The sequence below is a fragment of the Pantoea sp. RIT413 genome, assembly GCF_003057675.2.
Taxonomy (GTDB): Bacteria; Pseudomonadota; Gammaproteobacteria; order Enterobacterales; family Enterobacteriaceae; genus Pantoea; species Pantoea eucrina.
The window spans coordinates 55,991-71,393 of sequence record NZ_QBJB02000003.1 but is presented as its reverse complement, the minus strand read 5'-3'; the positions used below and the strand labels follow the sequence as shown (position 1 = coordinate 71,393).

Below are 15,403 nucleotides of genomic sequence, written 5' to 3'. Positions count from 1 at the left end.
CACAGTAAAAGCCAGCCTCCGTGCTGGCTTTTTTTTACCTTACCGGCGCTCATATCCGGGCAAATAGCGCATAAAGCACGCCCGCCAGCAGCACGGAGACCGGCAGCGTCAGGATCCAGGCCATCGCCAGGTTGCGCAGCGTGGCAAGCTGCAGGCCGGAACGGTTTGCGGCCATGGTTCCCGCCACGCCCGATGAGAGCACGTGCGTGGTGGAGACCGGCAGGCCAAACGCATCAGCTGCGCCGATAGTCGCCATCGCAACCAGTTCGGCGCTGGCACCCTGGGCATAGCTGAGATGCGATTTGCCGATGCGCTCGCCTACCGTAATGACGATACGTCGCCAGCCCACCAGCGTGCCCAGACCCAGCGCCAGCGCCACCACCACTTTTACCCAGAGCGGAATAAAGCGCGTGGCGCTGTCCAGCTCGCGCTTCACGGCGCTGAGATTGCGGGCGGTCTCTTCGGGCAGCGTTACGCTGCTGCTCTGCAGATGCCGGATACTCTCCGAAGCCAGGTACATATCGTTACGGGTATTGGTCACCGCCTGTGCCGGAATATCATTCACCGAGCCGTAGCGCCGGATCTGATCGCTGATATCACCCAGCAGCAGGCCCAGCGCCGGCAGCACCTGAGGCCGGGGCTGACGGCTGCGGACAAACTCAGTCAGTACCGTACGCGGTGCCGGCATCGCCCCGGGTGCCGGCTGCAGCGTCAGCAGCTGCTGCTCCGTGACCTGCGCCAGCGCGGCGACGCGCGGGATCTGCTCCGGCGGCAGCGACCGGTTCAGCGCATAGGCAATGGGCATCGTGCCGACCAGAATCAGCATGATAAGCCCCATGCCTTTCTGACCATCATTAGAGCCGTGTGCAAAAGAGACGCCGGTGCAGGTCAGGATCAGCAGCCCGCGGATCCAGACCGGCGGCGGGCGGGCGCTGTCGGGCGCCTGATAGAGCTGACGATTACGCACCAGCGCTTTCAGCGCCAGCAGCAGCAGAGCCGCGCAGACAAATCCCACGATCGGCGAGAGCAACAGAGCGTAGCCCACTTTCAGCGCCTGATCCCAGTCAACGCCGCTGGTGCCGCTGCGGCCATGCAGCAGCGCATTCGCTACGCCGACGCCGATGATGGAGCCAATCAGCGTATGGGATGAGGAGCTCGGCAGACCAAAATACCAGGTTCCCAGATTCCAGATAATGGCAGAGAAGAGCAGCGCATAGACCATGGCAAAGCCGTGTCCGCTGCCCGCCTGCAGAATAAGCTCGACCGGCAGCAGCGAAATAATGCCAAACGCCACCACGCCGCTGGAGAGCAGCACGCCAAGAAAGTTGCAGATGCCGGACCAGACCACCGCCACGCCGGGCGTCAGAGAATGGGTGTAGATCACCGTGGCTACGGCATTGGCGGTGTCGTGAAAGCCATTCACAAATTCAAATCCCAGCGCAATCAGCAACGCCAGCGTCAGCAGCACAAAGGGCGTATAGGTGGTGACCACCGCGCCGGTTTCCGCCACATCGTTAAACAGGTTAACCCCGGTAAAAATCAGCCCTGCGGCCAGCAGCAGCAGAAACAGTATGCGGGAGAGCGGACCGCTGCCGCGCTGCAGATCGGGACGTCCGCGCGCCGCCGGTAAACTGGTTTCAGCCATGACACACCCCATTGATGATCGGATGCACCCACGGCATCCGCTACTGGCAGTGTGATACGCCTGCAGTGTGACAGAATGATGATGGCAATAAAAAAGCCAGCCCGGAGGCTGGCTTTTCTGACGGCGTCAGAACGATATCAGAGGCTGCTGCTGGTCGCTGGCTGTGCCTGATCGACCGGTGCCGGCTGCTGTTCTGCCTGCGGTTGTGCAGCAGGCTGATCGGCTGGCGGTGCAACGGCCGTTGCGCCCTGCGGCGTCATCGGTTCCTCTTTTGGCATCGCATCAGCCGATTCCTGCACGGCAATCGCTGCCGGCTGCGCGTCGTCAGCCTGACCGTTGATTTTGGTCGGCATGCCGCTGCGAGCCTGGATGGCATTGTTGACCGCATCCTGACGGGTGCTGGCGTCAGCAACCACTTTCGTCACCGCTGAAGTCAGATTGATCGGGACCAGCTCACGTGAGTTGAACTGCTCTTCCGTGGTGGAGAGCGGGTTGTGCACCTCAATCCAGCGTGAACCATCCGGCTCAACGGTCGCTTTAACCGGCTGATCGATAAACTGAACGCGGGTGCCGACCGGCACGTTGTCAAACAGCCATTTGATATCGTCGGCACGCAGGCGGACGCAGCCGTGGCTGACGCGCAGGCCGATACCGAAGTTGGCGTTAGTCCCGTGAATGGCATACAGGCGGCCGATATAGAGCGCGTGCAGCCCCATCGGGTTATCCGGGCCAGCCGGGAAGACCGCCGGGATGCTTTCGCCACGTGCCGCATATTCAGCGTGCATCGCCTTGGTTGGCGTCCAGGTCGGACCCGCTTTTTTACGCTCTACTTTGGTGGTCCAGTTTACCGGAGTATCTTTACCCAGCTCACCGATACCGATAGGCAGCACGACCACGGTCTTTGTGCCTTTCGGGTAGTAGTAGAGACGCATCTCAGCGCTGTTGATCACGATGCCTTCACGCGGTGCGTCAGGCAGGATCAGCTGCTGTGGGATCACCATTTTGCTGCCCGCTTTAGGCAGATAAACGTCAACGCCGGGATTCGCTTCCAGCATATTGCTGAGGCCCATCTGGTACTGAGCCGCAAAAGCTTCCAGCGGAAGTTTACTCTCTTCCGGCACGGTGATTTCAATATTTTCGCCAATCAGGCGGCTATTCGCTGCAGGAAGCGGATAGACGACAGCAAAGGCTGACTGGCTGAAAGCGGCCAGGGCAAGAGCTAGTGAAGCGAACGCGCGAATGCTTTTTTTCATGTTTTTACAAGTCGTTATGGCCGTGTTTCAGGCTTGTCAGAGTATCGAATCCATCGTGGTCAGTGTGACCCGCTGCGCATTATATGTGCATTGCCGCGGCGATGGGAATGATGATTTTTACTGCCTGAAGATACTTTACGCAAAAAGTCCTTCTTCACAGATAAATCTGTTGGCGCAATGACCCAAATTGTGAATAGTCAGGGCTGCCAGAGCGTGACTTCACCGCTGAGTTTCCGGTTAAGAAAAAAGGCGGCACTGATCAGCGCCAGGTGGCTCAGCGCCTGCGGAACGTTGCCCAGGGCATAGCCGCGCTCGGTAAACTCTTCGGCATACAGACCCAGCGGGTTGGCATAGCTTAGCAGCTTCTCAAACTCAAAATGCGCCTCCTGCACCCGGCCGGCGCGCGCCAGGCACTCTACGTACCAGAAAGAGCAGGCGACAAAAGAGCCTTCGCCGCCGGCCAATCCGTCAGCCGGTGTTTCGCTGATATTATAGCGCCGTACCAGACCATCGCTGACCAGGTTAGCCTTGATGGCATCCAGCGTGGCCAGCCAGTCGGGGTCGGTGGAGCTGACAAAGCGCACCAGCGGCATCAGCAGCATTGAGGCATCCAAAGCGGTGCCGCCGCGCGTCGCAGTGAAATGCCCCAGGTCGGCGTTCCAGAAGTTCTGCCAGATATCGTCGCGGATCTCGCTGCGCACCCGGTCCCAGCGATCGTAAGGCATCGGCAGTGAACGCTTCATGCCCAGCCGCAGCGCGCGATCCAGCGCCACCCAGCACATCAGGCGCGAGTGGAGAAAATGCTCCGGCTCACCGCGCATCTCCCAGATGCCGGCGTCCGGCTGGTTCCAGTTGTCGCAGACGTAATCAATCATGCTGGAGACGTGCAGCCAGCCGCGGTGGGAGATGGCGTCGCCATATTTGTTGGCCAGATAGATGGCGTCCATCAGCTCGCCATAAATATCAAGCTGCGTCTGACGCCACGCGTCATTACCGATGCGAACCGGCCGTGAATCGGCGTAGCCAGAGAGGTTCAGCAGTTCGCTTTCATGCAGTTCGGTGCCGCTATCGAGACGATACATCACCTGCAGATGCGGCGTGTCGTCATGGCTGTGTTCAACGCAGCGGCCGACCCAGCGGGTAAAATCGTGCGCCTCCTCTACATAGCCAAGGCGCATCAGCGCATACATACTGAACGAGGCGTCGCGGATCCAGGAGGCGCGGTAGTCCCAGTTGCGCTCGCCGCCCAGCTCCTCCGGCAGGCCAAAGGTGGCGGCGGCGGCGATCGAACCATGTTCATGTGAGGTAAGCAGCTTCAGCGTCAGCGCTGAACGCGTCACCATTTCACGCCAGCGCCCCTGATAGGAGCTGTGATTACTCCAGCGCAGCCAGTAATCGAGCGTATCCTGAAAGCAGCGCGCCGTTGAGATGGTTTCAACGTGCGGATCGTCATCGTTGCCAAAGACAAACTCTGCGTGTTCGCCACTCTGCAGCGTAAATTCCGCTACCGCCGCCTGATTTTCGCAGCGCAGCGGCAGCGTGGCGCTCAGGCGCAGCGCGGGCTGCCCCTCCGCCAGAAACGCCACGCCGCCTTCGCGCACTTCAGCACGCGTCTCAGCCCGGGCGTAATCGTGACGCGGCGCGCAGACCAGCTGAAAAGTAGCGGTGCCGCGCACCATTTTTACCCGACGTACCAGCCGCGGGACTTTGCTGCTCTCGTCGCAGATCGGCATATAGTCGGTGATCTCCGCCACCCCCTCATCGGCCAGCCAGCGGGTCTGCAGAATATTGGTATCAGGCAGGTAGAGCTGCTGGCGACGCGCCTGTGGCCAGTCAGGCGCAAGGGTAAAACGGCCCGCCTCTTCGCTGTCGAGCAGCGCCGCAAAGACAGAAGGGCTGTCCAGCTCTGGCCAGCAGAGATAGTCGATAGTGCCGTCGTTTGCGATCAGGGCGCAGGTGCGCAAATCGCCGATTACGCCGTGGTCATCAATTCTGCGTTTAATTTTGCTCATCCCGCCTCCGGTACCTTATCTGACTGTTAACTATAGACGAAACGGCTGGCCGGGCAGCGCCGTGGCACGGATGGATAACTTCTGTACTGAAAAATCGTTAACAGCGAGGAGAGCGTGTGATGGCGGATTCACTCTGGCGAATCCGCAGTTCAAAGGCTACCACAGTTAACCGGCGCGGCGGTGGTTCCAGCGGCGGATCAGATAGCGTAAGACAATACCGGTGACGATAGCCGCCGCCAGCCAGACCAGATGTTTAAGATGCTGATCGAGCTTATGCAGCCAGGGCGCAATGATTTCGCCGGCAAAATAGCCCAGCGTGACAAAAATCAGCGCCCAGAGCGCAGCACCGATAACATTAAGCACAAAAAAGCGCAGCGGCTTCAGACGGCTGGTGCCGATGATAATCGGCCCAATCAGGCGAAAACCGTACATAAAGCGCACGCCGATAACAAACAGGCTGGGACGCTTCTGGATCAGACGGTTAGCTTTGCCAATCGTCGCCTGATGTTTACTGAAGCGGCGCAAAATGCGCGTACCGTAGCGGCGGCCAAGCCAGAACAGCAGCTGGTCACCAATGATGCCGCCTGCCATCGCCGCCAGCACCACGCCGCCGTAGTGCAGCAGCCCCTCATGCGCCGCCACGCCGCCCAGCAAGGTAAAGGTTTCCCCTTCGGCAATACAGCCAATCATCAGGGCCAGATAGCCATACTGGGTGATTAATCCATTGATATCGAGATGCAATTTTTTCTCCCTGGACAGAACAGACACCTGAGCAGTGTAGCTGCAGGCGGCTTTTTTTGTGCAGCGGGCCGCAAAAACAGGCGCGCTGGTTATACTTGAAGAGACGCTGCCTGTCGGAGTCTGACTGAATGCTAAAGGGGCGGCCCACTGCATCAGAGGAGTGATTTTATGAATCATGTCTGGGGTCTTCTGGCGCATCCGAATCAGGAAATGCGCCATATCAAGCAGGAAAACGAAAGCGTTTCACATCATTATACGCATCACGTGCTGCTGATGGCAGCGATACCGGTTATCTGCGCCTTTATCGGCACGACACAATTTGGCTGGAATCTGGGCGACAATCGCTTTATTCAGCTCAATCTGCTCACTGGCCTCGGTCTGGGTATTCTCTTTTATCTGTTAATTCTGGGTGGCGTCGCGGTAATGGGGCGGGTCATTCACTGGATGGCGCGCGACTATCCGCAGCGTCCCGGTATTCAGCGCTGTACCGTGTTCGCCGGCTATGTCGCCACGCCGCTGTTTCTCAGCGGTCTGGTCGCACTTTATCCGCTGGTATGGCTCTGCGTACTGGCGGGTGCCGTGGCGCTGGTCTACACCGGCTACCTGCTCTATGTCGGCATCCCGGTGTTTTTGAATATCGACCGCGAAGAGAGCATGCGCTTCTCCGGTTCAACGCTGGCGATAGGGGTACTGGTATTTGAAGTGCTGCTGGCGCTGACGGTTGTGCTGTGGGGCTATGGACCAAGGCTGTTCTGATTTCCCTGCTTTTTTCTGAGGCCGCACATAACTGCGGCCTTTTTAACGCCCGGAAACAATCTCACTAAGAAATTTGCCGCATTTGCGCGTATTATGCCGCTGCCAGCCCGCACCCTGACAGGCCTGATGCGGGCGGCCTGTGGAGCTTTCACAGCGCAAAACTCCTGATCGGATCTCACTGACACGATGTCTGTTAAATTACCTGTTTCTCTGCTGTCGCTGGCGCTGTTTATGACGGCCCCGGCGGCGGTAACACCTGTACTGGCTGCACCGGCCGCGCTGTCGGGTCTGGCACCGCTGGCCCAGCCGCAAATCGCCTCCGGCAGCGCAATGATTGTTGATCTCGATACCGGCAAGGTGCTGTTCTCCAGCCATCCTGACCGCGTGCGGCCTATCGCCTCCATTACCAAAGTGATGACGGCGATGGTTGTGCTGGATGCAAAGCTGCCGATGGATGAGATGCTTTCGGTAGATATCAGCCAGACGCGCGAGATGCGCGGCGTGTTTTCGCGCGTCAAACTCAACAGCGAAATCAGCCGCCGCTCGATGCTGCTGCTGGCGCTGATGTCGTCTGAAAACCGCGCGGCGGCCAGTCTGGCGCACCACTATCCGGGCGGCTATAACGCCTTTATCCGCGCCATGAATGCCAAAGCGCGCGCGCTGGGTATGACGCATACGCGCTATGTAGAACCCACCGGCCTCTCCACGCAGAACGTCTCCAGCGCCAGCGATCTGGTTAAGTTGCTGAAAGCGACGCGTCAGTACCCATTGCTGGGCCAGCTCAGCACCACGAAAGAGCAGACGGCGGTGTTTCAGCACCCGAGCTACGCACTGCCGTTCCGCAACACCAATCACCTGGTTTACAAAGAGGGCTGGCGGATCCAGCTGACGAAAACAGGGTACACCGATGAGGCGGGCCACTGTCTGGTGATGCGTACCGTGATCAACAACCGCCCGGTGGCGCTGGTGGTACTGGATGCGTTTGGTAAATATACCCACTTTGCCGATGCTAATCGCCTGCGCGACTGGCTGGAAACCGGTAAAGCGGCCCCGGTTCCGGCGGCAGCGCTGGCATATAAAAAACAGAAAGCGGGCCTCACCACCAGCAATACGGTAGTGGAGTAACGGCGAGGGTGCGCCCGCCAGCAGGAGGGGCGCGCCACTTGCAAACTGGCGTATCATCAGTACCCTGATTTAGCCTTATCACACCTGTTTTCATCCCGGCGGCGACCTCCTGTACTGGCCGCCACACTCGTTTAACTGGCTTTTTCGCTGGAATGTCGTTCTATGATTAAGTTTCGTTTTTTCACTGTTCCGCTGTTACTGCTCATGCTGTGCGTGCCCGCGCTGAGCCAGGCGGATGACGCGCCCGATGTGACGCAACAGCAGCCGGCACAGGACGAAGAAGCGCCGCCGCAGGCGAATCCGGCGGTTGAGCTGCCAAAAATGCAAAAAATTCTCGATAAGATCAAAGGACAGGTATCGGGAGAAACCAGCGAAAACCAGCTCAACCAGCTTAATGAGATGGCGCTGGAGCTGTCGGGCAATGCAGAGACGCTGGGACAGGCGTTAGTCCCGCAGCGCCAGCAGCTTGATGCGCAGCTGGCGGTACTGGGTCCCGCGCCCAAAGCGGACAGCGGCGTTAAAGAGACGCCGGAGGTGACGCGCAAGCGCCGCTCGCTGGAAAACCAGAAAGGCAAGCTGGACGATCAGATCAAGCAGGCAGAAGGCATTAAAAACGGTGCGCTGGTGCTCTCTTCGCAGATTGTGAACCTGCGCCGCGATCAGCTGAAAAATCAGCTGGCGCTCAATTCCGGCAGTATTTTTGGCCCGCGCTTCTGGGCGCCGCTGGTGAGCCGTCAGGATCTCGACGGCGAAAAAATCAGTGACTTTATTACGGAGCTGAAGGCGTCGGCGGCACTGTCGTGGGAGCCGGACTGGCGCGTCGGTACCATCGGCTGGCTGGTGGCGGCGATGCTGGTGATGACGCTGGGACGGCGCTACAGCGAAGAGTTTCTCGCCTGGGTGAGTATTAACAAGCTGCCGGAAGGGCGGCTGCGGCGCAGCTTCCTCGCGGCTGCCATCGCGCTGACCACGCTGGCTGCAGTGGTGCTGACCTTTAACTTTAGCGCGCTGGCGTTTACCCGCCGGGATGAAGTCTCCGGCGACGTACAGGATTTTGTTACCCGCCTGGTGCAGCTGAGCGTCTACTGCGGGCTGATTGCCGGTCTGGGACGGGCGTTTCTCTCGACCCGTCGTCCCAGCTGGCGTCTGCCGGCCATCTCTAATGAGGTTGCGCTGGCGCTGAAGCCGTTCCCGCCGATTACCGCTGCGCTGGTGTTTATCTTTCAGACCGCAGAAGCGTTTAACTACACGGTAGGTACCAGTCTCAGCACGACGATTTTTGCTAATGGCCTGACCGCGCTGCTGATTGGCAGCACCGGGCTCGCTATCAGTATGCGTACCAACCGCGTGCGCCGCCGGATGGCCCGGCTCGGCAATCCGCCAGAGGCGCGTCCGACGGTGGTCGGACTGGTTCAGCTGGCGCTCACGCTGACTGCCGTTGCGATTCTGATTTCACTGACGATCGGCTATGTGACGCTGGCGCGCTTTCTGGGCTACGAGGTGGTGTGGTGCGGGATCCTGTTTGGCTCCTTCTATTTTTTAAGCCACGTCATTACCGACGGCTGTGAAAGCCTGTTTTCCACCAGCAGCGCCGCCGGGCGCCGCCTGCAGAGTTCGCTCAATATCGATGAGCGCTATCTGCAGCAGGCCGCCACGCTGCTCAGCGCGCTGGGTAAAGCGCTGCTGATGGGGATTGTGGCGCTGGCGCTGATGACCGGCACGTTCGCCTCCTCCACGCCGGTAGAGCTTATTCAGAAAGTCATTGAGTTCTGGGGTGGCAAAGGGCTGGAGTCGCTGAATATCGTACCGGCGCATATGGTAAATGCCCTTATTTGCCTGGTAGCGGGCATCTGGATATTGCGCTCAGTGCGCCGCTGGCTGGATAACGATTTTCTGCCGAAAACCACTATGGATATCGGCATGCGCGTCTCGCTGGTGACGCTGTTCAGCAATATCGGCTACGTGCTGATTATCCTGCTGACGCTCTCCATCATGGGGCTGCAGTGGAACAAGCTGGCGTGGATTGTCAGCGCGCTATCGGTGGGTATCGGTTTTGGTCTGCAGGAGATCGTTAAAAACTTTATTTCCGGTCTGATCCTGCTCACCGAACGGCCGGTCAAGGTAGGCGACCTGGTCAGCATCAGCGGCATTGAGGGCGATATCCGGCGGATTAACGTTCGCGCCACTGAGATTCAGCTGGGCGACAAGTCAACGGTGATCGTGCCTAATTCGCAGCTGATTTCACAGAACGTACGTAATGCCACTATGGGCAATGCACAGGGGGTGGTGACCATTCAGCTGACGTTCCCGCTCGATATCGATCCGGTGCGGGTGCGCGAGCTGCTGCTGGAGGTCTATAACGAGAATGAGCGCATTCTGGAGACGCCTGAACCTTCGGTATCGTTTAAAGATCTTACCCCGTCGGGCATAGTGCTGAGCGTAACCGGCAACGTCGCCAGCCAGCGCCAGATTTCGGGTGCGAAAAGCGATCTGCTGTTCGATATTCTGACGCGGCTGCGTAAAGAGGGCATTGTGCTGTCGGCGCCGCAGACCATGATCATCGAGCGCCGCGCTCTGGCGGCGGCTACGCAGGAGCAGGATGCGCCGCAATCCTGAGTCAATGGCAGGGTGGTTATCGGACCACCCTGCACATGACGACCGGTCTCAGGCTTTGACTGCCCAGCCTTTCTGCTTGCTGGTTTTACCGATGCCGGGGTTGAAGGTATTGGTCGGGTCCAGTTCACGATAAAACGCCTGCAGCTGCGGTTTCGCTTTGTAGAGATGGCCGACGTTATGTTCCGCCGGATACTCTGCCCCGCGCGCGCTGAGCAGCGCCAGCATCCTCTCTTTCAGCGCGTGCACATCCACGCCTTTTTTCACAATGTAATCCTGATGGAACACGTGGCAGAAGAAGTGGCCATAGTAGAGCCGGTGGATCAGATCGTTATCAAACTCCGGCGGCAGCTGTTCAAACCAGGCTTCATCGTTGCGGCGCAGGGCGATATCCAGCGCCAGAATATCCTCCACTTCATCCGCATGCACCGCGTGATAGCGCACGGCGGCACCGGCGGCGGCAAACCGATGCAAAAAGGCATGCGATCCCTCTTTGCTGTCGCAGGCGAAAAACTCGCCGCCACCCTCACGGAAATAGTCCTGCAGATACGCCTGCGCTTCGGCAACGCCTTCGCCGGACATCTTCAGCATCAGGTGGTGCTCATACTTATCGCGATAGTGCTTAAGACGTTTCGGCAGATGGGCCGGGAACAGGCGACTGATACGCTGCAGCAGACGGTCGGTGAAGTGCGGCTTCACAAAGCTGAGCTTGTTCAGCCAGGCATCAACCCGGCCCTTGAGGGTGAAAAAGAGCGGCATCTTATCGGTGCCGAGCTTGTCGATCATCACGAAAGTATCTTTGCCGTACACTTCGGCAATATCGAAGATATCGCGGTGCATATATTCACCCGCCACCGGCAGATGGGTGAACTCTGCCAGGATATGACGGCGGATGTCGCCCAGCACGGCGGGGTCGTTGGTGCCGATATAGAATACCTGCTGCTGTGGCTCAGTCGGAAAGGTATCCAGACGCACGGCAAACACCGCAAGCTTACCGGCGCAGCCGGAGGCTTCAAACAGCCGGCGGGCGTCAGCGTTAAAGCGCGCCGGCGTATCGGCGTGAATATCACGTACCCGCCCGGCGTATTCATGGTCCGAGGCGTGGCGCTCATCCCAGCGCACGTCGCTCTGCTGCCAGCGCTCATCATCCAGCCGCCCGAGGATCTCTTCCGGTGAGTGGCCCAGATCGATTCCCAGATGGTTAACCAGCTTGAGTTTACCGCTGGCGTCCACCTGCGCAAACAGCGCCATCTCACTGTAGGCCGGTCCGCGTTTGATCAGCGAGCCGCCGGAGTTGTTACAGATCCCGCCCAGCACCGACGCACCGATACAGGAGGAGCCAATGACCGAATGCGGCTCGCGCCCGAGCGGTTTGAGCGTTTTTTCCAGCTGATAAAGCGTGCTGCCGGGAAACGCGAGGATCTGTTTGCCGCCATCAATCAGCTGCAGCCGGTCGAGACGCAGGGTGCTGACGATCACCACCGGACGATCGTAATCGTTGCCGCTGGGGGTGGAACCCTCCGTCAGGCCGGTATTTGCCGCCTGCATCAGGATAATGGCGTCCGCGCTGACCAGCACCTGCAGGACCCGCCAGAGTTCAAGCAGCGACCCCGGAAAGACCACCGCCAGCGCATCGCCTGCGCCGGAGCGAAAGCCGGTCCGGTAGCGCGCGGTCTGCTCCGCGTCAGTCAGCAGATGAGAGGCACCAACCAGACGGCGCAGGTCGGCAACCAGTGCAGGGTGAGAAAGGTGAGAATTCATGAGCCTGTCCTTGTCGTTAACGTGGCGTTTCTACTGTAGCACGCGGCGCGGCTCTGGTCGCCGTGTGACAAAGGCGGCTACCTGCTATCCTCATCTTGTGGCACACTGCCCCGGTAATCTTTATTGTGCGCAGTTACTTAAGAGAACCCAACCTGATGAAATGGATTTACTCTGTTAGCCTCGCGGTCTCCCTGGCTCTGCAGCCGGCGTTTGCCGATACGCTGCGTGAAACACATCCCCTGACGGAGCAGGCGCGCGACGCGTATGTCAGCCAGCTGCTCAGCAAAATGACGCTGGATGAGAAAATCGGCCAGATGCGGCTGATCAGCGTCGGACCCGACACGCCGAAAGAGGCGATTCGCGACATGATCCAGCAGGGTCAGGTTGGGGCGATTTTTAATACCGTCACCCGCCAGGATATTCGCGCCATGCAGGATCAGGTGATGCAGCTTAGCCGCCTGAAAATCCCGCTCTTTTTTGCCTACGATGTGGTGCACGGGCAGCGCACTATTTTTCCGATTCCGCTGGGCCTCGCGGCCAGCTGGGATCGCGATGCGATTGGTGAAGTGGGACGTATTTCTGCTTATGAGGCCGCGGATGATGGTCTGAATATGACCTGGGCACCGATGGTGGATGTCAGCCGCGAACCGCGCTGGGGGCGTGGCTCAGAAGGCTTTGGCGAAGATACTTATCTTACGTCGCAGATGGGCAGCGCCATGGTCAGAGCGATGCAGGGCAAAAGCCCGGCCGATCGTTACGCCGTGATGACCAGCGTGAAACATTTTGCCGCCTACGGCGCGGTGGAAGGCGGGCGTGACTACAACACCGTGGATATGAGTCCGCAGCGGCTGGCACAGGACTACCTGCCGCCTTATAAAGCCTCGCTCGATGCCGGCAGCGGTGGCGTGATGGTGGCGCTGAATTCGCTGAACGGCACCCCGGCCACCGCCGATGGCTGGCTGCTGAAAGATCTGCTGCGTGACCAGTGGAAATTTAAAGGTATTACCATCAGCGATCACGGCGCGATTAAAGAGCTGATCAAACATGGTGTGGCGAGCGATCCGCAGGATGCGGTGCGCATTGCGCTGAAGTCAGGCATCGACATGAGCATGAGCGATGAGTACTACAGTAAATATTTGCCGGCGCTGGTGAAAAGCGGGGCGGTGAGTATGCGTGAAATTGATGATGCCGCCCGTCACGTGCTCAACGTGAAATATGACATGGGGCTGTTTAACGATCCGTACAGCCACCTCGGACCGCAGAGCAGCGATCCGCAGGATACCAACGCTGAGAGCCGTCTGCACCGTGCTGAAGCGCGCGACGTGGCGCGCAAGAGCATGGTGCTGCTCAAGAACTGGCACGAGACGCTGCCGCTGAAGCGTGACGCGACCGTTGCGCTGGTGGGACCGCTGGCGGACAGCCAGCGCGATATCATGGGCAGCTGGTCAGCCGCGGGTGTGGCAAAGCAGTCAGTGACGCTGCTGCAGGGGATGCGCAATGCCATGGCGGACAAAGGCACGCTGCTGTACGCCAAAGGGGCTAACGTTTCTGACAACAAAGGTATTCAGGGCTTCCTCAATCTTTACGAGCAGGCGGTGAGCGTCGATACACGCACCCCGCAGCAGATGATTGATGAGGCGGTAGCCCAGGCAGAGAAGGCGGATGTGGTCGTCGCTGCGGTGGGTGAAGCGCAGGGCATGGCGCATGAAGCGTCCAGCCGCAGCGAACTGGCGATCCCGGCCAGCCAGCAGAAATTACTGGCGGCCCTGAAAGCCACTGGCAAGCCGCTGGTGATTGTGCTGATGAATGGCCGGCCGCTGACGCTGGTGAATGAAGACCGCATGGCGGATGCGATGCTGGAAACCTGGTTCAGCGGCACCGAAGGCGGCAATGCTATCGCGGACGTGCTGTTTGGCGATTACAACCCTTCCGGCAAGCTGCCGGTCACGTTCCCGCGCTCAGTGGGGCAGATCCCGCTTTACTACAATCATCTGCCAACCGGGCGACCTTATAATCCGGAAAAGCCGAATAAATATACTTCTCACTACTACGACACCATCAACGGCCCGCTTTATCCGTTTGGTTACGGCCTGAGCTATACCCGCTTTACCGTTTCACCGGTGACGCTCTCCGCCCGCACGATGCCGCGCAGCGGCAGCATTGAAGCGAGCGTAACGGTGACCAACAGCGGTAAACGCGACGGGGCAACGGTGGTACAGATGTATCTCAACGATCCGGTGGCGAGTATCAGCCGTCCGGTTCAGGAGCTGCGCGACTTCCGGCGCATTATGCTGAAAGCCGGTGAGTCACAAACCGTGCGCTTTACGATTGATGCTGACGCGCTGAAATTCTGGAACCAGCAGATGCAGCACGTGGCGGAACCCGGCAAATTTAACATTATGATTGGCCTGGATTCCGTACGCACTCAGGATGCGCAGTTCGACTATCTTTAACGGATAACCGCGTCTCCCGGTCGCCAGGCCGGGAGCGCTATCCCTGACGCCTTTTTATCCGACACCACGCCACCATGACGCTTCGCAATCGCATTGAACAGCAGATCTTTCGCCTTAACGGGCTGGCACTCAACGAGTTTGACCTCTCACAGCCCCCCGGCGATCCCGGCCTGTTCGGCCCCGACTCCACTATCTGGCGCATCCACGGTGATTTTCCGGCGATGCTCTGCGGCGGTATCAGCGCCCTGATGCTGCAGATGCTGCATCCGGCGGCGCTGGCCGGGGTCTGGGATCACTCCAGCTTCCGTCAGGATATGCTCGGCCGGCTGCGCCGCACCAGCCAGTTCATCGCCGTAACGACCTTTGGCAACAGTGCCGATGCCCGGACGCTGATTGAGCGGGTGAAGCGCATCCATCTGCAGGTCAGCGGCACGGACAGCAACGGTAATCCTTACGCGGCCAGCGATCCGCATCTGCTGACCTGGGTGCACGTGGCGGAAACCAGCCGTTTTCTGGCGGCCCATCTGCGCTATAAAAACCCGGCGCTCAGCCGGGCTGAGCAGGATCGCTACTATCAGGAGGCGGCGCAGGTGGCGATTGCGCTGGGCGCAGAGCAGGTGCCGTGCAGCGTCACCGACGTTGAGCACTATCTGCAGGCGATACGTCCGGAGCTCTGTTTTGATGCGCGCACGCAGGAGATGATGGCGCTGCTGATGAATGCGCCGGCACCCGGCTGGCAGGCGCGACCGGCAATGCGCACCATGCTGCAGGCGGGGATCGGTCTGCTGCCGGCGTGGGCACAGCAGCAGCTGCAGCGCCCGGTCAGCCCGCTGACGCAGTGGCGCACCGACCGGCAGATGCTGCTGCTGGCGCGCCTGCTGCGCTGGTCGATACAGCGCGGCGCCTGGTCACGGGCGATGCAGCGTATGGGGCGTGACGCCCGCTACCGCTGAAGCAAAGCCAGACGCTCAGCGCGAGCGCAGCCGCACTTTGAGAGTTTTACCCTTGTCTCACATGGCGCGAGTGCCGATCCTGCTCTATTCT

10 protein-coding genes are annotated in these 15,403 nt (G+C 59.5%); 5 read left to right on the top strand and 5 right to left on the bottom strand.

What is annotated here, in order from left to right:
- Positions 1 to 49: 49 nt before the first annotated feature.
- The 4 genes from DBY66_RS05785 to DBY66_RS05770 form a co-directional block, all read right to left on the bottom strand.
- Positions 50 to 1,645: an inorganic phosphate transporter gene (locus DBY66_RS05785; RefSeq protein WP_108569711.1), complete on the bottom strand. Its 1,596-nt coding sequence runs from the start codon at positions 1,643 to 1,645 to the stop codon at positions 50 to 52.
- Between the two features lie 137 nt (positions 1,646 to 1,782).
- Complete coding sequence (locus DBY66_RS05780) at positions 1,783 to 2,898, bottom strand: L,D-transpeptidase family protein (protein WP_104084686.1); 1,116 nt, start codon at positions 2,896 to 2,898, stop codon at positions 1,783 to 1,785.
- A gap of 197 nt (positions 2,899 to 3,095) precedes the next feature.
- Positions 3,096 to 4,910 (bottom strand): glycoside hydrolase family 15 protein, encoded by a 1,815-nt coding sequence (locus DBY66_RS05775; RefSeq protein WP_108569712.1) that lies wholly within the window; start codon positions 4,908 to 4,910, stop codon positions 3,096 to 3,098.
- A 165-nt stretch (positions 4,911 to 5,075) separates the two neighbouring features.
- Complete coding sequence (locus DBY66_RS05770; RefSeq protein WP_094112246.1) at positions 5,076 to 5,651, bottom strand: DedA family protein; 576 nt, start codon at positions 5,649 to 5,651, stop codon at positions 5,076 to 5,078.
- A gap of 168 nt (positions 5,652 to 5,819) precedes the next feature.
- Here DBY66_RS05770 and DBY66_RS05765 point away from each other — a divergent pair, with 168 nt between their 5' ends.
- The 3 genes from DBY66_RS05765 to DBY66_RS05755 all read left to right on the top strand — a co-directional run bounded on the left by DBY66_RS05765 (position 5,820) and on the right by DBY66_RS05755 (position 10,148).
- Positions 5,820 to 6,407 (top strand): Yip1 family protein, encoded by a 588-nt coding sequence (locus DBY66_RS05765; protein ID WP_039383350.1) that lies wholly within the window; start codon positions 5,820 to 5,822, stop codon positions 6,405 to 6,407.
- A gap of 186 nt (positions 6,408 to 6,593) precedes the next feature.
- The gene (gene pbpG / locus DBY66_RS05760; protein WP_071669009.1) at positions 6,594 to 7,532 is read left to right on the top strand and encodes a D-alanyl-D-alanine endopeptidase; all 939 of its coding nucleotides are present in this window, start codon (positions 6,594 to 6,596) and stop codon (positions 7,530 to 7,532) included.
- A gap of 162 nt (positions 7,533 to 7,694) precedes the next feature.
- Positions 7,695 to 10,148, top strand: a complete 2,454-nt coding sequence (locus tag DBY66_RS05755) for a DUF3772 domain-containing protein (protein WP_108569713.1) — start codon at positions 7,695 to 7,697, stop codon at positions 10,146 to 10,148.
- A 48-nt stretch (positions 10,149 to 10,196) separates the two neighbouring features.
- On the opposite strand, the gene dld is transcribed toward DBY66_RS05755, so the two are convergent.
- A complete protein-coding gene (gene dld / locus DBY66_RS05750) occupies positions 10,197 to 11,906 on the bottom strand; it encodes a D-lactate dehydrogenase (RefSeq protein ID WP_108569714.1) in 1,710 nt (569 codons plus the stop codon).
- 155 nt (positions 11,907 to 12,061) lie between these two features.
- On the opposite strand from dld, the gene bglX reads away from it, so the two are divergent.
- Both bglX and DBY66_RS05740 read left to right on the top strand, forming a co-directional pair.
- Entirely contained in the window at positions 12,062 to 14,359 is a 2,298-nt protein-coding gene (bglX, locus tag DBY66_RS05745) for a beta-glucosidase BglX (RefSeq protein WP_108569715.1), read from the top strand.
- A gap of 74 nt (positions 14,360 to 14,433) precedes the next feature.
- The gene (locus DBY66_RS05740; RefSeq protein WP_108569716.1) at positions 14,434 to 15,312 is read left to right on the top strand and encodes an oxygenase MpaB family protein; all 879 of its coding nucleotides are present in this window, start codon (positions 14,434 to 14,436) and stop codon (positions 15,310 to 15,312) included.
- Positions 15,313 to 15,403: the final 91 nt, after the last annotated feature.

Bases quoted from the DNA above. Each gene is read 5' to 3' on its own strand.
- dld (WP_108569714.1), bottom strand. From the start codon at position 11,906: ATGAATTCTCACCTTTCTCACCCTGCACTGGTTGCCGACCTGCGCCGT.
- pbpG (WP_071669009.1), top strand. From the start codon at position 6,594: ATGTCTGTTAAATTACCTGTTTCTCTGCTGTCGCTGGCGCTGTTTATG.
- DBY66_RS05755 (WP_108569713.1), top strand. From the start codon at position 7,695: ATGATTAAGTTTCGTTTTTTCACTGTTCCGCTGTTACTGCTCATGCTG.
- DBY66_RS05775 (WP_108569712.1), bottom strand. From the start codon at position 4,910: ATGAGCAAAATTAAACGCAGAATTGATGACCACGGCGTAATCGGCGAT.
- DBY66_RS05765 (WP_039383350.1), top strand. From the start codon at position 5,820: ATGAATCATGTCTGGGGTCTTCTGGCGCATCCGAATCAGGAAATGCGC.
- DBY66_RS05780 (WP_104084686.1), bottom strand. From the start codon at position 2,898: ATGAAAAAAAGCATTCGCGCGTTCGCTTCACTAGCTCTTGCCCTGGCC.
- bglX (WP_108569715.1), top strand. From the start codon at position 12,062: ATGAAATGGATTTACTCTGTTAGCCTCGCGGTCTCCCTGGCTCTGCAG.
- DBY66_RS05740 (WP_108569716.1), top strand. From the start codon at position 14,434: ATGACGCTTCGCAATCGCATTGAACAGCAGATCTTTCGCCTTAACGGG.
- DBY66_RS05785 (WP_108569711.1), bottom strand. From the start codon at position 1,645: ATGGCTGAAACCAGTTTACCGGCGGCGCGCGGACGTCCCGATCTGCAG.